The following is an 18,891-nucleotide window of genomic DNA, read 5'->3' as shown; positions in this document are numbered from 1 at the left end:
GATCGAGGACCGTACTTTCCGCGGGTCAGCCCGGCCGGATATGCCCAGCTAAGCTCGTCAGGTGCCCGACAATCTGGTGTGGATCGACTGCGAGATGACCGGTCTCGACCTCGGCAAGGACGCGCTGATCGAGATCGCCGCCCTGGTCACCGACTCGGACCTGAACGTCCTCGGCTCCGGGATCGACCTGGTCATCCACGCCGACGACGCGCCGCTGGATGCGATGCCGGACGTCGTGCGTGAGATGCACGCCCGGTCCGGTCTGACCGACGAGGTGCGCCGGTCCACCGTGACCCTCGCCGAGGCGGAGCAACAGGTCCTCGACTACGTCCGGTCCCACGTCCCCGAACCGCGCACCGCCCCGCTGTGCGGCAACTCCATCGCCACCGACCGCGGCTTCATCGCCAGGGACATGCCGACCCTGGACAACCACCTGCACTACCGCATGGTCGACGTATCGTCGATCAAGGAGCTGTGCCGGCGCTGGTATCCCCGGATCTACTACGCCCAGCCCGACAAGGGCCTGGCCCACCGCGCACTCGCCGACATCAGAGAGTCGATCCGCGAGCTGATCTACTACCGCCGCACCGCGTTCGTCCCCCTCCCCGGTCCCTCCTCCGAAGAGGCCAAGGCCGTCGCCGACGCCGTACTGCGCCCCGGGGAACCCGCTTAGTCCCTCCGATCACCGCACGCTACGATGTCGCAGCGCGCACACGCGCATGGTGGGTGTAGCTCAGCTGGTAGAGCACCTGGTTGTGGTCCAGGATGTCGCGGGTTCGAGTCCCGTCACTCACCCGCAGCCTCAGCCTGTTCGGTGTCTGCGACACCTTCCCGACAGGCGGTTTCGTCATCGCTCTGGGGGCGCGGCCCCCAGACCCCGCCCGGGGGCAAGCCCCCGGACCCCCATCCCGCCGGATCCCGCTGGCCGGTCACCTTTCTGGTGTCGGGCGCCAGACCTGTGATCCCCGACCACACCCAGGGAGTCCGCCAGTCGGGAACCCAACGGGGCCAGCCAAGTTCCCTTTGTTGGGCCCGGTCGTTAGGCTTTGCCGCCGGTGGCCCAGGTTTCCCAGGGGATTTGCCAGACGCCTAGGCCGTCGGTGGGGGCGAGGGGTTGGCCGCCGCTGTTGGTGACGATGAACACATCGCCCTTGCTGGAGATGCTTTGGAGCCAGCGGGCGTTCTCGGTGGACATGTTGATGCAGCCGTGGCTGACGTTGCTGTTGCCCTGCTGGCGAACCGACCAGGGTGCGGAGTGGTAGAAGATGCCGCTGTTGCTCAGCCGGGTGGCCACGGCGACGGTGGTGCGGTAGCCCTGCGGGGCGTCGATGGGCACGCCGTAGGTGCTGGAATCCATCGTGTAGTTGGTGTGCTCGCTCATCGCCACGTAGGTGCCGGCCGGCGTCTCGTAGCCGCGTTTGCCCATCGCGATCGGAATCGTCCTGGCCACCTGGCCGTTGACCGTCACGGTCATCTGATGGGTGCCGCCGTCGGCCGTGGCGATCACCGCGTCACCGATCGTGATCCCGGCCCGGCGGTCCTCCCGCCCGAACACCCCGTTGCCGAGGTTCTTGCCGTAGATGGCCGCGTTGACCGTGACCGACGTGCCGGCCTGCCAGTAGGTGCGCGGCCGCCAGAACACCGTCTTGTTGTCGAACCAGTAGAAGCCACCCGACGTCGGCGGCGCCGTGGAGATCTGGATCGCCCGCTCCGCCGCCTTGCGGTCGCCCACCGCCGCGTTGAAGTAGAACGCCAGCGGCTGGCCCACACCCACCGTCTGGCCGTCCAGCGGGTTCATCGACAGGCTGACCTGCCGCCCCGGCCGGACCGTGCTGAACGTCGAGGTGGCCGTCACCGGCTTCCCGTCCGACCCCGCCGCCGTCGCCGTGGTCGTGTACGTCTTCCCATACCCCAGTACCTCGGTGGACCGCCACGACCGCCCGTCCGCCGCGAGCTCCCCCGGCACCGGCGTGCCGTCCTGCCCGGTCAGCGCCACCTGGGTCAGATGCCCGTCCGCCGCCGTCACCGTCACCGGCTCCCCCGGCGCGAAATCCCCGACCTGATCCACCGGGGTCAACGTCAACCCCACCGGCCGCGCCGGCGCCGCGGCCACCTCGACCCGCTCAGCCGCCCCCGCACCAGGCCCCGCCGAGGCCACCGCCGCCCCGGTCTCCGCCGGCGCACTCGCAACCCCCACCGCGACGACAACCGCCAGCAACCCACCCAACACCGTCCGCGACAACCCCCATCCCCGAGTGACGGCGTCCGTCCCCACAGTCATCGTCTTCGTCCGATCCGCTCTCAAGGTGTAGTCCGACTCGCCCAACAGTGTGCCCGATGTTCCCGACAGTGTGGTCCCGACTATCCGATTTCAAGCCCGGCACTCCGCTGTGCTACGGTTTCGCCCGTCCAGCAGGGGACCTCACCACCCCCTGCCCGGCGCCGCTAGCTCAACTGGCAGAGCAGCTGGCTCTTAACCAGCGGGTTCGGGGTTCGAGTCCCTGGCGGCGCACACCCACTGGATCGACGCCGACCAGCAGGTTTCCTTGATCGTAGGGATCTTGCCGGTTGGCGTCGATCTTGTGTGAGTCCCGTGTGAGTCCGATGTGGGCTCCAAGATCCGATCACGCGACGCAACCGAGGTCCGTGGACGAGGCCGTGTCGCCGCCTGATTCCGCGCACTAGTTTTCGATCTTCCGCGTCGCGGCCGGGACACCTTCCGGACGGCCTTCAGGACCAGCGCGGCGGAGGCCTCCGCGGCCTGGTGTGCCAGGCAGGGCAGCACGCTGGTGTAGGTGTCGGCGGTCAGCACGATGCTGTCGTGACCGAGCAGCGCCTGCACGGTTTTGAGGTCATTGCCGGCCGCCAGTGACAGGCTTGCCGCGCCGTGTCGTAGGTCGTGAAACCGGACCGGCGGGAGGTCACACTCGGTGACAAGCCGGCGGAACATGTGCGTCACGTATCCTGGGCTCAATGGCTCGCCGGAGGGCTTGGCGAACAAGAAGTCCCCGCCGCCCGACGCGGGCCCGGATTCGGCGCTCAGGCGGCGCAGCACGGCGACGGTGCCGTGGTCCAGAGCGAGGGTGCGCAAGCTGGTCAGGCTCTTCGGTGGGCAGATCACCCGCCGCCCATTGTGCTCCTGCACCTGATGCGACACGACCAGCGTGCGCGCCTTGAGGTCGATGTCCGACCAACGCAGCCCCAGCACCTCACCCCGCCGCAATCCCAACAGCGCCACCAAGTGAAACAACGGATAGAGGCGGTGATCGCGAATGCTGTGCAGGAACTGCGCGGTGTGTTCCGCGGTCCACACTGCCAGTTGTGGCCGCTCCCCCGTCGCCCGCCACAACGCCACCCGCGCCTCGGTCCACACCACCGCCCGCGGCCGCCGCCCGTTCGGCAATTCCACCCAATGCGCCGGATTCTGCGTCAACAATCCCCGGCGGATCGCCGCGTTCAACGCCGCCGTCAACGCACCGCGGATCCGGTGCAGCGTCGTCGGCGCCAACGGCCGGCCCCGCGCCGAGCTCACCCGCACCAGGGCGGTGAACATGGCCTGCTCCATGCCGATCGTCAACTCCCGCAACACGATGCTGCCCAAGGCCGGCTTGAGATAGTCCCGCACATGCTGGGTGTAGAGACGGCGCGTCGCCGGGCGTAGCTGGTGTCGGGTCGCCAGCCAGATGTCCAACCACTGCCCCACCGTAATCAAGCTGCCGTCCGCCTCGACATCGTGACCCAGCCAATACCCACCCGCCTGCTCAGCCGCCGCCCGCGACACGAACCCACCACGCCGCAACCGGTGCCGCTTCCCATCACCACCCACGGCAACTCCACCGCGAAATACCAACTCCCATGCCCACGACGCTGCAACCACGGGCAACGCGTACCCAGCCGCCGCCGATCCACCGGATCCAAACACCCGCACCGCTTGTACACGCACACATCACTCATCGGAGATTCCTCTTTAGTCGGACAAGCACAATGTGATGACCTTCCCAGGGCTCGCACGGTGCCGCGCATCGGATGGCGATAACCCGCGTAGCCACCGAGGGGACGCCGGCATGCTGGTACGCCATCCGGATTACGGTGCGTGGATCTCCAGCAGCATCCTTGGACGTGGATCTGCGATGAGCGGATAAGGAACCGACTCGTCGATATTTTGTGACTCGCAGGATCCTGCGTATCTATTTGACTACTTCCGCCGGGACTCCGACAAGGAGGTCATCACCGAGCTGGAACCAGATGCTCGCCACCGCGGCCGAAGGTCGAGATCCGCCCATTGGGTTCGCCTCGCCCGATGAGTTCAACTTCACCGCCGACTACTACCGGCTGTCCCGCTATCGCGCCGGGCGCTGGCTACCGGAGCTGCCTCGCTCCGGCGTCAGTCCGCCTGCTTCCTCCAACGCCCGTCGCCCTCCTCCACCAGCGTTGCTGCCCGCATGGCGTAGACCGCTTCCTGGCCTTTCGGTCGGCAGTGGTGTCCGCAATCGGCGAGCCGTCAGCCACAAGCCGGCGATGCACTGCGCCGCTTCCAGGCAGGCCATGCACGCCTCGACCAGTGCGTTGGACTTCGCGCGGTACTCGGCGAGCGTGGTCAGCAGCCTGGTGGTGTCGGCGTGCAGCCCGTCCATCGCCGCCACGAGCGCGGCGTCGCGATGGCTGTCCACCGCGACTTCTCGAGTGCCTGGTGCAGGTTGCCTCCACTGGCAGCTACGACGGATGTTTGCCTGGTAGCCGGTCAGGCAGGCGTCAGGGTTAGAAGGCGTTGCTGCCATAGGCCGTACAGTTCGTCGCGCACGCTGTCCGGCACGCCCGTAGTCGCCACGAGCGCACCCACCGTTGTGCTGCCGTCCACCTTCCGGAGCAGTTCGTACATCGGCTCGGACACCGTCGCGACCGGACCGCCGAAGTAGTCCAGGTAGATCTCGCGCGAAATGGCCGCGGCCGCAGCCGAGCCGTCGCCGACCCGCTCGGCAAGTCTGGTCACCGGCCGAAAGCGCGGCACCAGTTGGTCGAGATCGAGACCCGATCCGCCCTTGCGCCGGACGAGAAAGTCCTCCACGACCAAGAAGTCGAGATCGGTGGTCAGGAAACAGGCCACCACATCGTCCACGCTCTGCACGATCGGCTCGGCATTGTTGTTGAACGAGGTGTTGAGCAGAACCGGCGTTCCGGTGAGTTCACCGAACCTGGCGACCAGCTGGTGGAACCGGGTACTGGACAGCGAATCGACCAGCTGCACCCGAGCGGTGCCGTCGACGTGCGTGACCGCACCAAGCTCCTGCCTGCGCTCGGTCAGCACCGGCACGACGAACGACATGAACTCATAGTCCGCCGCAGTGTCGGGGAGGTCGAAATAGGCATTGGCGGCCTCCTCGGTGACCACCGGTGCGAACGGCCGGAAGCTCTCCCGTTTCTTGACCATGGCATTGATCCTGGTCTGGTTCTCGCTGGGCCGCGCGTCCGCGAGGATGCTGCGGTTGCCGAGGGCGCGCGGACCGAACTCCGACCGGCCGTGCGCCCAGCCCAGAACCGCTCCGTCGGCCAACAACCGCGCCGCGCTGCCCACGATGTCCTCGTGCCGCTCGAAATCGATCACCGAGCTCCAGGCAGAGAGCCGGTCGGCGACCTGCGCCTCGGTGCCCAGAGCAGGCCCCAGGCTGGCGCTGCGCAACCGTTCGCCGGGCGAGATGAGGTGGCCGAGTTCGGACATGGCCACGAACGCGGCGCCCTCGCCCGCGCCGGCGTCGTGGGACGCCGGGTGCACGAAGACCTCCCGGAACAGGCCGGAGCCGAGGATCACGCCGTTCAGGCTCGAGTTGTGCGCCACCCCGCCGCCAAAGCAGAGCGCCGGCAGGCCGGTGAATTCCGCCCAGTAGCCGAACACGTGCAGCGCGATCGTTTCCACCGCGTCCTGCAGTCCTGCGGCGAAGTCCTTGTGCTGCTGGGTAAACGGCTCACCCTTGCGCCGGGGCAGGAACCCGTGCTCGAGGAACAGCGGGTTGACCAGGTTGGGCGTCATGATCGGGTGCAGATCGTATTCACCCTTGTCCCGCAAGGTGTACAGCTTCGCGAAGAGGTCGCGGCAGATTGCGGGGTCGCCGTACGGCGCGAGCCCCATCACCTTGTACTCATCACCGAAGCCGTACCCCAGCAACTGGGTGGCGCCCAGATACAGAAGGCCGAGGGACTTCATCACCGGATAGTCGGCCAGTTTCTCCAGCCTGCCGTCCACCCCGCGGTAGATCGTGCCGGAGTTGTCCTCGCCGCGTCCATCCAGAACGACCACCAATGCCTCCCGCATCCCAGAGTGCAGGTAGGTCGACATCGCGTGCGCATCGTGGTGCAGGGCGTAGATCAGCTTCTCGTCGGGGACGTCCCAGTCGAACTCCTCCTGCAGCCGCTGCTTGATGAGCTCCCTGGAGTAGCGGACCGGCACCCGCTGGTGTTGGGCATAGAGATAGTTGAGCACATTGTCCACGTGCTCCTCGCCGAAGTGGTAGCCGATCGCGTCGATCTCCTCGGGTGCGACACCCGCCGAGTCGAAGCACGCACGGATCGCGTTGACCGGGAACTTGGTCGTCTTCTTGATGCGGTTGAACCGTTCCTCCTCGACCGCCGCGAGCAGCACACCGTCCCGAACAAGAGACGCGGATGCGTCATGGAAGAGGTATTCGGACATCTGCGGCACAAGATCGGAAATTCCGGTCGAGAAATTTCCGGTCAGGCCAAGCGCCAGCACCTTGATCACCCATACCTTCAGCAACGGACAAGAACACGATCACCGGGCCTGGCATTCCATATTTATGTCTCTCCCGAAGCCCTTGTCGCCACCAGGACGCAGCGGTTTCCGGCGGTGTCGTCCGGCGGCCTGGCAAATGCATAGTCTTGCGCAAGAAACGCCGTCCCGCCCCCTATCCAGCCCCTGCCCCAAGGCCTGCGTCCATCAGTACCAGACCTCCGCAACATCACACAGTCTTCCTGACAGCACGCAACGGCCAGGAACCGCTTCAGCGTGGCGCCGCCGGAACCCAAACGTCAAATCACCACTTGACCACTTGACCCATATGTAATTCGCCCACAATCCCTCCGTGGACGACGTAGAATCGCCGGTCATGCCCGACCCAGAATGGGCGCGCCGCGCCGCCACAGTGTTCGACGCCCTGGGTTCGACCTACGAGCAGACCTATAGCCGCAATCCTGAACACCTCGCCGCCATCGACTGGCTGCTCGCCCGCCTTCCCGCAGAAGCGAAAGTCATGGATATCGGCTCGGGCACGGGACGGCCGACCGCGGAACTGCTCGCCGCGGTCGGGCATCAAGTGACCGGATACGACGTGTCGACCACCATGGTGGACCTGGCTCGCCGTCAGGTTCCCGCCGCGCGCTTCGAGGTGGCCGACGTTCGCACCTTGTCCGAAACACCGCAAGCCTGGGATGCGATCACCGCGTTCTTCCCGCTGCTGATGATGTCCCGCAAGGACATCGCCGACACCCTCACCCGGATGACGGACTGGCTGGCCCCGGGCGGCCTGCTCATGTTCGCCACCGCACCCTTCGATGCGGAGGACACCGAGTTCCCGTGGATGGGGCAACTCGGGCGGTACAGCAGCTATCCGGCCGAGGTCTACCCCCAGCTGCTACGCGAGGCGGGGTTGGAGATCCTTCACGAGCGGCGCAGTGTGTTCGAACCTGACTTCCCCGGCATGAGCGCTGAGGAGCATCAGTTCCTCTACACCCGCAAACCGCTCCGACCGGCCACCTGACCAAGTTGACGGCGACCGGGCGGCGACGGCCCGGGTCACGAGCGAGTAGTGGGAACTGGACACCGGGCCCCGCCACCTCGACCTGCCCTGCCTCGAACAGCTCCACACCGCGCTTTCCCATCGCCACCAGCCGCGGTGGTTCTGCTCTACCCGCGCACCTGCGCGACACCAACGGCAAACCCCGGCGGTGCCGAAGACTCGGTCCGCTATGGACACTATTTGGCTGTACACCGCGTGGCCGGTCCCGGCCACAACCCGACCCCAGGCTGCACCTGGCCGAGTGGATCACCGCGGCCCGCGGCGTGACTAGCCGATGGGTTGGCCGGTGCGTAGCGGGTCCGGCGATCAGATCCAGCCCGGCGATCACCAGCGGGCAGGCGCGCTCGGGAACGATGTCCTTTACCGGCCCCGTATGCGGTCCCGGCGTCCTCGAGCTTCGGCTTGTTGGCATCGGCCGTCTGCTGGGCCAGTCCTGCTTTGGCGACGGGCTGGAGGGCGGAGACGCGGTGGCCGAGTGAGGTGACGTTCGCCGAGCATGACGTCATCCGCAAGCTGACCCACCAGGGCGGGGCACGAGATCGGCCGACCCAGCCGGGCCAGCGAAACCGACAACCTGCAACGGGGCACCTCGGCCTGGTCGACCTTCGGCCCTGTGCTGCACCGAGGACGCAGGTGAGCTAAGTGGCTGGTGGGTGCGCTCGGATCCCTACGGAGGCGACCCACGGCCGTCCGGACCAACATTGGTTCATCAACTCCGGAATATAGGTAGGAATGGCGTGGATCAAATGGTGAGTTGACATTCTAGTGCGGCCCGGCGCAAGGTGAGGCGCCTCCTGAGGGGTCAATGATCGAGTTGGTGTGGTATGAGCTGGTCGTATTCTGATTCGGATCGTGATGCGGTGTACCGGGTGATCGCGGAGCGGCGGGATATTCGGACGGGGTTTCTGCCTGATGCGGTTCCTGATGCGGTGTTGACCCGGGTGCTCGCGGCCGCTCATCGGGCGCCGAGTGTCGGTATGGCCCAGCCGTGGGACTTTCTGGTGATCCGGTCGGCGGCCCGGCGGCGTCGGATACATGAGGAGGTGCGTCGATGCCGCGCGGCCTATGCGGAGACGCTGCCGGCCAGTCGCGCGGCAGCGTTTAACCGGATTGTGCTCGATGCCATCGTGCGGGCTCCGGTTTGTGTGGTGGTGACCTGTGATCCGACCCGTGGGGGCTGGTACACCCTGGGCACACCGGACGGGTCCGAGGCGCTGGTTCGTTCAGTGGGCTACGCGATCGAGAACCTGTGGCTGGCTGCGCGGGCGGAAGGTGTCGGAGTCTGCCTTGTCGCCGCCTTCGATGTCGCGGCCCTGAGTCGGGTACTCGGGCTGCCCTCGCAGTTGGAGATCATCGCGTGTCTGTCGCTGGGATACGTGGATCGTTTTCCGGCCGCTCCCGGGCTGGTACGGGATGGGTGGGTTCGGGGCCGGCCGCTGGAATGGGTGATCCACCACGAAGAGTTCGGTCACCGCGGTCTGCCCGGGCAGCCCGCGGCCCGGTTGCTCGATGAGACCGTCGCCGGATTCCCGGCGCTGGCCGGCGGCGAACCCGCACGCGAGGCCGAGCCGGCGACCTTGTCGACACCGCTGGGGCGGACGGTGTCGCGGCTGGTGGCCCTGACGCAAGCACACCCTCCTGCGCCGCACGGCGTCCTGGCGCTGTTCGCCGCGGACACGGACAGGTCCGACGGCAGAGCCGAACAGGCTGTCCGGGAGGTCCTCGACAGTGGCGGCATGGATCGGCTGATGGCGGCGACGGGTATCGAGGCATGCGTGGTAGACGTAGGACTGCACGCGGAGCTTCCCCGGATTCCCGGCCTGCTGCCAAGAAGGGGCACCAACCGGTCCGCACGCCCGCTTCGGGAAGATGTCGTGCGGGCGGTGGAGACCGGCATCGAACTCGCCCGCGACTACCACGCCACCGGCCACGGCTGGCTCGTGGGCGATGTGCTGACCGCCGACGACAGTTCGGCGATCGCGATCATCGCGCGGCTGATGAACCGCTCCCCCGCCGAGTTCGCCACGATGAGCACCGAGGATGCGCGCTCGGCGGCGGCCCGGCAGGACCACGCCGGACCGGCCGGGGCTGACCCGCTGGACATCCTCGCCGAACACGCCGGACTCGCGGTCGCGGCCCTGGCCGGTTTCATCCTCGGTGCCCGCGCCGTGCGAGCGCCGGTCCTGCTGGCCGGATCCGGCGCGGCCGCCGCGGCCCTGACCGCCAGCCTGCTGGCACCGGACGCCACAGCCTCCTGCTTCCCCGTCACACCGTTCCCGCCCGGTGTCCCCGACCCGTTCCAGCATCTCGGCCTGGCCCCGCCCTGGCCCGACTCCCCTGTTGACCTCACCGGGCCGGGCGCGGCGGCCGGCGCCGTGCCGGTCCTGCGCGCGGCGGCCGAGCAGCACTGGCCCGTCCCGGAACTCGCCGCGGCAACCGGAGGTGCGCGGTGAGAGCACCGGCCCGCTGATGGTGAACGCTGCACCACGGCGCCCCGGCCACGAACGAACGCTGGATTCGATCGACGCGGCTGTGACCGAGTTCGCCGCCGGTCGACCGATCATCGTTGTCGACGACGAGGACCGGGAAAACGAGGGTGACCTCGTCATCGCCGCCTGCCACGCCACCCCCGCGGTGGTCGGGCTCATGATCCGCTACGGCAGCGGCGTGATCTGCGCCCCCATGGTGGCCGCTGACCTGGACCGGCTCCGCATCCCGCCGATGACCATCACCAACGAAGACCCCAAGGCGACCGCCTACACCGTGTCGGTCGACGCCCACGACGGTTGCACCACAGGCATCTCGGCCGCGGACCGCGCCCGCACCCTGCGCGTCCTGGCCGACCCCACCAGTACCCGATTCGACCTGCACCGCCCGGGCCACGTCTTCCCGCTCCGCGCGGTACCGGGGGGTGTGCTCAGCCGTCCCGGCCACACCGAGGCAGCCGTGGACTTCGCGCGGCTGGCCGGTCTTCCCCCGGTCGGTGCGATCTGCGAACTGGCCCACGACGACGGCTCCATGATGCGACTTCCCGGGCTGATCCGGCTCGCCCGACGCCGCAATCTCGTCATCGTCTCCATCGCCGACCTGATCAAGCACCGGCTACGGCACGAGTCGCACCTGGCGCACACCGGCAACGTCCGCCTGCCCACTCGTCACGGCACCTTCGGCGCGATCGCCTATTGGTCCACAATAGATAGTGATCGCACGGAAGTACTGGCCTTGGTGATAGGGGATGTCGCGGGCGGCGAGGAGATCCTGGTCTACCCACACCAGGAATGCGTGACCGGCGACCTGCTCGCCGCCACGTCGTGTACCTGCCGCGAGTTCCTCGACGCCGCACTGTCCCGGATTGCCCGCTCCGGCCGCGGGGTGGTGCTGTACCTGCGCCGGCCACCAGAACGCCCGCGCCCACCGCGAACCGTTTACCACCCCAGCCCGGCCTGCGCCGACCGGCGGGACGACACACCCGCCCGCATCTATAGCTGCATACAGCACATCCTGAACGACCTCAACATCCGCTCCATCAGGCTCCTCAACATCGGCACCACCACGTTCGAGCGTCTCCAGGATTTCGGAACAGCGATCACCGCCACCGAACCCCTCGACTCCCCTACCATCAATGCCGACCACGAACCAACGCCGCCCTGCGGTGTTGAACTCCCAGTCCCCTCATAACGGTCAATTGGGGAAACTGCCCAGTTGACCCTCAGGATCTTCCATCATCACGCGCCCGTCCGGGTCACCGTGGAGTGCACCGCCCGGACGAGCGCATCCACCACCGCGCCGGGTGAGTCGGCCCCCCAGATGTTGCGGCCGACGGCAACGCCCGCCGCGCCGGCGTCGATCGCGGCAGTGGTCAGGTCGATGAGTTCAGCCAGTTCGATGCGCTGACCGCCCAGGATCAGCACCGGGACGCCCGCATACTGGCAGAGATCTCGCAGGCCGTCCGGGTCGGCCGGACCGGTACCGTCCACAGTGGTCGCCATGCGGGGCATGAAGGTCTTGATGGCGGCGGCGCCGAGTTCGGTGGCTATCCGGGCGGCTGCGGCGAGGGTGGCGGTCTGCCGGTACTTTCCGCCGGCGGCGAAGCCGCCGGGGACGGTCTCGATCATGACCGGAAGATCCCAGCGGTGGCAGGCGGTGGTGAGCGCCCCGAGGGTTGCGGCCTGGTCGTCGGCGCCGTCGGTGAACGGCGTGAAGATGACCTTCACCATGTGGGCGCCGAGCCGCAACGCCAGGTCGGGCACGTGCGCCGGACTGGCGGGATCGAGCGGGACCGACAGGACCACCGCGAGACCGGCCAGTTCCGCACTCGCCTGGGCCAGCGCGCCCCGGGTGAGCATCACGCCGTCGGCACCGGCCGCGCGCACCGTGGACACCAGCGCGGCGGGGTCGCGCAGCGCGGGTTCCGGTTCGGCCAGTACGGCCAGATGGTCGATCGCGACCAGCACACTGCGCTGCCCGGGGCCGAACACCCGGGTCATTCGCACGGTCCAGCCCGGCCCGCCCATCAGGTGCCGGCCATGGTGATCACGACCCGGTAGGGCACCGGCCGCAACGCCGCGCGTAGCCCGTCCTCGACGCGGTCGAGCGGGAACGTCGCGCTGATCAGCGGCGCCAGGTCGATCGAGCGGTGCGAGATCAGCCGCGCGGCCCGGTGAAACTCCTCAGCGCTCTGGCTGACCGTGCCGACCAGCTCCACCTGATGGTGATGAAGCCGGTTCACCCCGGTACCGGCAACCTCGGGCGGGTACGTGGCCGCGAAGGCCACCACCCGGCCGCCATCGGCGACCAGCTCAGTGGCCGCGACCAGCGCATCCCGGCCGCCTCCGGTGACGAACGCCGCGGCCGGACCGCCGTCGGTGATCTCCCGCAGCCGCTCGGCAAACCCGGCAGCTAGCGGATCGAGGACCGACTCCCCGAGGTCGGCCGCGAGCCGCCGCCGGTGTTCGTCGGGCTCGGCCAGGATCACCCGGGCTCCGCGCAGCCGGGCCAGGCGCGCGTGGACCATGCCCATGAACCCGGCACCGAAGACCACCACATCGTCGCCGAACGACAGCCGGGCCCGCAGCACTCCACGCAGCACACAGGCCACCGGTTCGACCAGCGCGGCCTCGGTGCCGGGCACCTCCTCGGAGACCGGGTAGACCTGGCTCGCCGGCACCGTGAGGTATTCGCCCAACCCCTGCGGACCGAAGCCGCCATCGGTGTCCACAGATGCCAGATCAAGGTGCACACACTGCAATCCCTCGCGACAGGACCGGCACACCTGGCACTGGCCGATGCGCCGGACCGCGGCCTGGTCTCCTGCCCGAACCGGCACCGGCCCGTCACCGACTTCGACCACCTCACCGGCCAGTTCGTGCCCGCCCAGCAACGGCCGGCTGGCCGGCCTGATTCCGCTGAAGGCCCGGACCTCCCAGGTGCACAGCGCGCACGCGGTCACCCGGACGAGCACTTCACCGGGGCCAGGCCGGCGGACCGGGACATCAACCAACTCCGCAGCACCGGCGACGATCGCCACCGCCCGGCCGGTCACACGATCGGCCGAACCGCGACTGACCCCGGCGTCAGGTACCAACGTCATCGGCCACCGCACCTTCCCGCGCCGCGATTGTGCATGCCAAGTTGACGGGCGAAAGTCAGCATCGTCGTCTGGTACACACGGAGTCAATTCGCCACTTGATGGCGCCTGAACAATTCGCTGAATCTGACGTGGACGTCGTAGTATTCGCGCCGGTCCGATCCCGAGTAAGGCTGATCCATGTCGAATGGTTCAAGGGCTGGGCAGGCAAGGACATCCGGTGTTGCGGGCGTTCGCCACGCGCCCCCGCTGCAGTGCGGTTTCTGCACGCCAGGGGTTCGTGGCCGAGGCGGCGGCTCTCACGACAGGTGGCGCGCAGCGCACGGTACCGCGGCTCCCGCGAGGAGCAGACGGCAGCCGAACTGATCGGTCGCCTGTGCCGATGTCTTGCCTACCAGGAGATCCTCGCCCCGGTGCGCGAAGCATGCCCGGCCGGGCGCGGTGCAGTGGAGCGGAAGATCATGCTGTGGTCGCTTGGTTATGCATCCTTGCCTGGCTGGCAAACTGAAGCAGGGATCCGGAGCTATCTTTCACCAAGTGAGACGGCGTTGACCTATCTGGAAGGATTTGCCCACCCGCGTACACGGCACCTAGAGCGCTTCCGTGCGGACAGCATCCAATACGTTGTTTTAATCGAATTCTTGACGTCGGGCTTTGACGCGTCTCGCGAAAGTCCTAAGCTGCCATCAGCTAGGGTGACTATGGAGTGATCGGTGATCAAAATGGCGAGCGAGGGTTACCGGACTCCGAACCCGAGCGGTCCAGTGGCCAGGACTATTGGTGGTGATCGGGTTGTCGTCCCCATCTCAGGGCGATGTGTGGACGTTCCCGGACAATGCCACCCGGTCCGCGTTTCTGTTTGTGACCTGTTGCCTTCGGATTCGCCGCGGTTGGAGGGCGAGAGCACCGCGCACGCCGACGCGCTCGCGGCGTCCGCAACGGTGTTTCCACCAATTGTCGTGGATCGTGCCACGATGCGTGTGATCGATGGTATGCACCGGTTGCGGGCGGCGATGCTTCGTGGTGAGCGGGAGATCGAGGTTCAGTTCTTCGACGGTTCGGCCGAGGATGCTTTCGTGCTGGCCGTCACGTTGAATGTGGAGCGGCAGGGGCTGCCGCTATCACTGGCTGATCGGACCGCGGCCGCGGGCCGCATTCTGGGTTCGCATCGGCAGTGGTCGGACCGGGCGATTGCGTCGGTTACCGGGTTGTCGCATAAGACGGTGGGCGCGATCCGACGCCGGTCAAGTGGGGAAATTGCCCAGTTGGGTGCGCGGATCGGTCGGGATGGGCGGATCCGTCCGGTCGACATCGGGCAACGCCGTCAGCGGGCTGGCGAGCTGATCTCGGCCCGGCCGACCGTGCCGCTGCGGGAGATCGCGAACGCGGTGGGGATCTCACTGGGGACCGCGCGTGATGTTCGCGAGCGGCTTCGCCGGGGCGAGGATCCGAGCCCGCCGGCGCAGCACCCGCTTGCTTCGGTGCCACCGCGCCGGGAGCCACCCGGTGCGGCCGCGACCGACGACGTCAGCGGCGCGAGCCGTGCTGCTCTGATGCGCGCGCTGCGCGGGGATCCATCGCTGCGGTGCGGCGAGTCCGGCCGGCTGCTGCTGCGCCTGCTGGAATCATCGATGTTGCTGCCGCGGCAATGGGAGCACTTGATCGACGGGATTCCGGCGCACTGCGCGGGAACGGCGGCCGCCGCGGCGCGGCACTGTGCCCAGGCCTGGCTCGACTTCGCCGACCACGTCGAGATCCGGTTTCCGGAGAGCCCTGAGAGAGTCCCTTTGCCGCGGGCACCAACCGGTTCCCACGCCGAGTGAACCGTCCAGACCCCGGTCATGTGATCTTCGTTGGTAATGGCGCCGGGCCGATTGCTTCGTGACATGACGCCGTCCAGTACGCCGCCCCGGCGGCCAGTTCACGACCGCTGCCAGGCATGTCCCTGGGGTCCCTTGCGTCGCCGAAGTTCACTCGAAGAGGAAAATTCTCCGCTATACATGGATGTTCGCCCGTCAAATGGCGACGTTGACAATGCCCTTCGGCGACGCGATGCTAGGTTGTCCTCCGCCAACCCCGCGATGGCACGGTGGCCGATGAGATCTTCCCGCAGGGCCCGCAACGTCCGGGGAGCCGGCATCACCTCCGATCCGCATGGACAACTGGGAAATTTCTCAGTTGACCGCCACCGCATCTTCGATGAGACGACAGTCCATGGCTGAGACAACCGATACCGCGCAGGTGCCCGTTATCGACATCACGGATCCGACATTCGACTACACCTCGCGCGAAGTGGTTGCGGCGCAGGCACGGAGTTGGTACGCCCACACACCGATCGGCCTGCTCGTACTCCGCCATGCCGAAGCGAACGACCTGCTGCGAGGCCGGCACCTCAACGGTGACGGCATCGAGTACCTGCGAAAATTCGATATCGTCGACGGCCCGATCTACGACTGGTTCGTCCCGGTGATCTCGAACCGCCACGGGGAAGAACACCGCCGGCTGCGCGGCCTGGTGAGCAAGGCGTTCACGCCGAGAATGATCGATCGACTGCGGCCGTTCATCCGGTCACGGGCCGAGGATCTGACCGGGCGGATCGCGCCGAACGAGCCCTTCGAGTTCGCCGGGGACCTCGCCAACCCGCTGTCGCTGGCGGTCATGGGCACCTTGCTCGGTGTGCCGCCCGAGGACCACGCCATATTCGGCGCCTGGACCGCCGATCTTGCTCTGCTGTTCGCCCTCGGCTACGGCGGCGACACCCGGGAACGCGTGACCGCCGCCATCACCGGACTAACCGGATACGTCGAGAACCTACTCAACACCAAGAAGCCCACCGAAGACAGTGATCTGATCTCCGCCCTGCTGGCCGCCCGGCAGACCGGCAGTCGGGTCAGCGCCGAGGAACTCGTCAACCTCGTCGTCATGCTCGTCTTCGCCGCGCACGACACGACTCGTCACCAACTCGGCAACGCGATGGTCACCTTCACCGAGTACCCCGAACAATGGCGACTGCTCGGCCAGCACCCGGAACTCGCCGACCGGGCCGTCAACGAGGCCATGCGCTGGTCCCCATCGGTCATCATGCTCAACCGCATAGCCGCCGAAGACTTCGAATACCACGGACTGCCGATCAACCGAGGCACGGTCGTCGCCATATGCGCAGGCATCGCGCAGCGTGACCCCCGCGCCTTCCCCAGCGGCGACACCTTCGACATCACCGCGAGCCGGACCGCGCCGCTGCTGCAGTTCGGAGCCGGCCCACACCACTGCCTGGGCGCCGCACTCGCCCGCACCGAGATCGGCGAGGCACTCCCGGTACTCACCCGCCAGCTGGGTCCACCGACCCTGGCCGGCCCGATCAACTGGCTGCCACCGCTCGGCGTCCACGGCCCAGCCACGCTCCCGCTCCGGTTCGGCGCGGCTCGCTGACCACTCACCGTCATCGAGCGGTTCAAGGGGCGTGAGAGGCAGCGGACCTGCTCTCGCGGACCACATACGTCCAACCGAGACAGCAGGCAAACTTCGTCGCATCCTGCCGCGCAATACTTGGCGAATGGCGAACCATGTCCGCACGACCCTGCCTCCCGCGTACGGACTCCAAGGCCACCGAACACGACAGGATGGGTGCTCCGTGGGTGCTCGGCGGCGGCGTTGCTGGGCGACATGGTGCGGCATATGGTGACACGAGCTTTGTCGCCGACCTGCGGAAATGGCACGGGGCGACACGCGGCGATAGTGGTCGACACAGCGCCGGGCCGGCTCTTAACCAGCGGGTTCGGGGTTCGAGTCCCTGGCGGCGCACCCGCAAACCGCAGGTCAACACCATGTTGACCTGCGGTTTTGCCGTTTCTGGCGATCTTGCATTGAAGGCCGCGTCCGTCCATTGTGGCCCGATGGGTGCTCCTGGGCGGAAAGTAGGGCGCCAGCAAGATCAAATACCCCGCCGTTGGTCTCGTTCATCGGCGGACCAAATTCCGTCCGCCAAGCCGTCCACAGCGCTGCCCCGGCACACGGGTTGCGCGGACCTGCGGGGGTTGCGGCGCCCACTTCACCCGCCGTCGACAGCGCAGCTCGCCTGGAGCCAGTGTGGGCCCGGTTCCTTCACGAACTCGAACTGGTGGCGCTGCCCGGCGACACGCTGATCGACTCGATCCACTAGCCGCGCACTGGCGACGGACTCACAGCCCGACTCCACGCTCCACCGCCAATCGACGCACATACGCGCGGATACGGTTGCGGTCCTCGGGAAAAACGCTCTCCCACGTCTCGCCCAAATCGACCCATCGCGACGGCTGGCCGCCTTCCCCACCGAGCGGAACGTCACGGCCGACAACAGCGCCGTAGGACAGGCTCAGCGTCGGCGTCCAGTCGGCCCGGAAGGACCGAACTGCGACCGCAGCCGGCACCGGCAGCAGTTCACCATCCACACCGGTCTCCTCCACCAATTCACGGGCCGCAGCGATCCGCGGCGTCTCCCCAGGCTCGACCTTGCCGCCAGGCGGCACCCAACCGCGCACGCGGTGCCGAACAAGCAGGATGTAGCTACAAGCCGGATCAGTGACCCACACCTCAGCCGCGAGCGGCTCCCTCAGCGTCGGGCGAGCGGCTAGCCACGCCCGGGCGCCGTCGAACTCCATCGCGGCGAGGCAAGCATCGGCGACCGCCGCATCCACGGTCATCTGGTCAATCACCTGGTTCACCCTAGGCCGACGCCGCAGCCACGCGGCGACATTACGGTAGATGGGTCCCCGGTTCGTGTTACTGCCTGATCAAACAACCGTCGCCACCCACCAGACCCTGGTTGAATCCACCATCAAGATCAACAAAGCTACGCCCGACCAATATCTCAAACACGCTCTGAGTTGTCCGGTGCCCCACCGAACGCTTGGCCAGCGGGGGACTGGTGGGTGTGACCAGTGAGGTCCCAGCCGCCTGACGCGTTGGGTGCCGACGTTGCGAGTTGATTGATCTCGCCGAACAGATGGTTCGCCCGCCGCCGTTGCGAAGGTGATCGCCCTCGCGGCGGTCCGGAAGCCCAGCCGACCAGCAGCCGCGTATCTCCGTCTACGGCGACGTCTGACCCAGTCGAGTGAAAAGCGATGTCGTCGTCGTCGTCCGTCTCATGTGGACGTCGCTGGCTGGCATCATCTGCGCCGACATGATCACTTCGGACCTGCTAGAGAGGCGCCCGTACGTTGCTTAACAGTAGAGATACTAGCTCACGGCCAACTGTATTTACTGAGCCCTTTTCATCCGGCGAGTTCGTAGTTCTGTAGGACGTGGATGGCCTTGGCGAGTCGGCCGGCGCGGCGTGGGCAGCAGCGGAGTTTGCGCAGGATGCGCCAGGTTTTGAGGTGGGCGTGGGCGCGTTCGCCGGGGCCGCGCAGACGGGCGTGGTTCCGGTTGGCGTCCTTCTGCGATTCGGGCTTGTTGCGGCCTTTGTAGGGTGTGATCACGTGGTTGCCAGTGTCGTCGTAGCCGTGGTAGCCCTTGTCG

At 67.4% G+C, this 18,891-nt stretch carries 15 protein-coding genes, 3 tRNA genes and 1 pseudogene; 10 read left to right on the top strand and 9 right to left on the bottom strand.

The genetic code is table 11. The features are described 5' to 3' along the window. The first annotated feature begins 61 nt into the window (after positions 1–61). The gene (gene orn, locus VFV67_RS17785) at positions 62–673 is read left to right on the top strand and encodes an oligoribonuclease (protein ID WP_326471372.1); all 612 of its coding nucleotides are present in this window, start codon (positions 62–64) and stop codon (positions 671–673) included. 49 nt (positions 674–722) lie between these two features. Next, positions 723–795 (top strand) — tRNA-His (locus VFV67_RS17780). Between the two features lie 244 nt (positions 796–1,039). Here VFV67_RS17780 and VFV67_RS17775 read toward each other — a convergent pair. Further along, positions 1,040–2,281, bottom strand: a complete 1,242-nt coding sequence (locus VFV67_RS17775; RefSeq protein WP_414636275.1) for a L,D-transpeptidase — start codon at positions 2,279–2,281, stop codon at positions 1,040–1,042. Between the two features lie 158 nt (positions 2,282–2,439). Between VFV67_RS17775 and VFV67_RS17770 the strand changes: the two genes are divergently transcribed. Then, positions 2,440–2,512, top strand: a tRNA-Lys gene (locus tag VFV67_RS17770). Here VFV67_RS17770 and VFV67_RS36815 read toward each other — a convergent pair. After that, positions 2,474–3,373, bottom strand: coding sequence for a site-specific integrase (locus VFV67_RS36815; RefSeq protein WP_414636279.1), 900 nt, complete (start codon positions 3,371–3,373; stop codon positions 2,474–2,476). The two genes, VFV67_RS17770 and VFV67_RS36815, sit on opposite strands and share 39 nt — an antisense overlap. Here VFV67_RS36815 and VFV67_RS17765 point away from each other — a divergent pair. Beyond that, positions 3,294–3,617, top strand: a complete 324-nt coding sequence (locus VFV67_RS17765) for a hypothetical protein (RefSeq protein WP_326471369.1) — start codon at positions 3,294–3,296, stop codon at positions 3,615–3,617. The two genes, VFV67_RS36815 and VFV67_RS17765, sit on opposite strands and share 80 nt — an antisense overlap. A gap of 14 nt (positions 3,618–3,631) precedes the next feature. On the opposite strand, the pseudogene VFV67_RS36810 reads toward VFV67_RS17765, so the two are convergent. From VFV67_RS36810 to VFV67_RS17755, 3 genes and pseudogenes are all read right to left on the bottom strand, one after another. After that, positions 3,632–3,703: pseudogene (locus VFV67_RS36810) on the bottom strand (hypothetical protein); the annotation flags it as partial. A gap of 637 nt (positions 3,704–4,340) precedes the next feature. After that, positions 4,341–4,670, bottom strand: a complete 330-nt coding sequence (locus VFV67_RS17760; protein WP_326471368.1) for a hypothetical protein — start codon at positions 4,668–4,670, stop codon at positions 4,341–4,343. A gap of 71 nt (positions 4,671–4,741) precedes the next feature. After that, the gene (locus VFV67_RS17755) at positions 4,742–6,769 is read right to left on the bottom strand and encodes a carbamoyltransferase family protein (RefSeq protein ID WP_326471367.1); all 2,028 of its coding nucleotides are present in this window, start codon (positions 6,767–6,769) and stop codon (positions 4,742–4,744) included. Positions 6,770–7,094: 325 nt separating this feature from the next. On the opposite strand from VFV67_RS17755, the gene VFV67_RS17750 reads away from it, so the two are divergent. The 3 genes from VFV67_RS17750 (at position 7,095) to ribB (ending at position 11,486) form a co-directional block, all read left to right on the top strand. Next, the gene (locus VFV67_RS17750; RefSeq protein ID WP_326471366.1) at positions 7,095–7,769 is read left to right on the top strand and encodes a class I SAM-dependent methyltransferase; all 675 of its coding nucleotides are present in this window, start codon (positions 7,095–7,097) and stop codon (positions 7,767–7,769) included. Positions 7,770–8,632: 863 nt separating this feature from the next. Next, on the top strand, positions 8,633–10,261 hold the full coding sequence (gene bluB, locus VFV67_RS17745) for a 5,6-dimethylbenzimidazole synthase (protein WP_326471365.1): 1,629 nt from the start codon (positions 8,633–8,635) through the stop codon (positions 10,259–10,261). Positions 10,262–10,277: 16 nt separating this feature from the next. Beyond that, on the top strand, positions 10,278–11,486 hold the full coding sequence (gene ribB / locus VFV67_RS17740; protein ID WP_326471363.1) for a 3,4-dihydroxy-2-butanone-4-phosphate synthase: 1,209 nt from the start codon (positions 10,278–10,280) through the stop codon (positions 11,484–11,486). Positions 11,487–11,533: 47 nt separating this feature from the next. Here ribB and VFV67_RS17735 read toward each other — a convergent pair whose 3' ends face one another. Continuing rightward, positions 11,534–12,295, bottom strand: a complete 762-nt coding sequence (locus VFV67_RS17735) for a hypothetical protein (protein ID WP_326471361.1) — start codon at positions 12,293–12,295, stop codon at positions 11,534–11,536. A 26-nt stretch (positions 12,296–12,321) separates the two neighbouring features. Further along, positions 12,322–13,398, bottom strand: a complete 1,077-nt coding sequence (locus VFV67_RS17730; RefSeq protein WP_326471359.1) for a zinc-dependent alcohol dehydrogenase — start codon at positions 13,396–13,398, stop codon at positions 12,322–12,324. Between the two features lie 815 nt (positions 13,399–14,213). Between VFV67_RS17730 and VFV67_RS17725 the strand changes: the two genes are divergently transcribed. The 3 genes from VFV67_RS17725 (at position 14,214) to VFV67_RS17715 (ending at position 17,196) form a co-directional block, all read left to right on the top strand. Continuing rightward, a complete protein-coding gene (locus tag VFV67_RS17725) occupies positions 14,214–15,218 on the top strand; it encodes a ParB N-terminal domain-containing protein (protein ID WP_326471413.1) in 1,005 nt (334 codons plus the stop codon). Positions 15,219–15,549: 331 nt separating this feature from the next. Next, positions 15,550–16,824 (top strand): cytochrome P450, encoded by a 1,275-nt coding sequence (locus tag VFV67_RS17720; RefSeq protein ID WP_326471357.1) that lies wholly within the window; start codon positions 15,550–15,552, stop codon positions 16,822–16,824. A gap of 300 nt (positions 16,825–17,124) precedes the next feature. Further along, positions 17,125–17,196 (top strand) — tRNA-Lys (locus VFV67_RS17715). Positions 17,197–17,573: 377 nt separating this feature from the next. On the opposite strand, the gene VFV67_RS17710 is transcribed toward VFV67_RS17715, so the two are convergent. Both VFV67_RS17710 and VFV67_RS17705 read right to left on the bottom strand, forming a co-directional pair. After that, positions 17,574–18,086: an NUDIX hydrolase gene (locus VFV67_RS17710; RefSeq protein ID WP_326471355.1), complete on the bottom strand. Its 513-nt coding sequence runs from the start codon at positions 18,084–18,086 to the stop codon at positions 17,574–17,576. Positions 18,087–18,644: 558 nt separating this feature from the next. Then, positions 18,645–18,891 (bottom strand): transposase family protein (locus VFV67_RS17705; RefSeq protein WP_326471353.1); only part of this gene is annotated, 247 nt, incomplete at its 5' end.

The sequence above is a fragment of the Actinophytocola sp. genome, assembly GCF_035762905.1.
Taxonomy (GTDB): Bacteria; Actinomycetota; Actinomycetes; order Mycobacteriales; family Pseudonocardiaceae; genus DASYTH01.
This window is presented reverse-complemented; position numbering and strand designations above follow the sequence as displayed.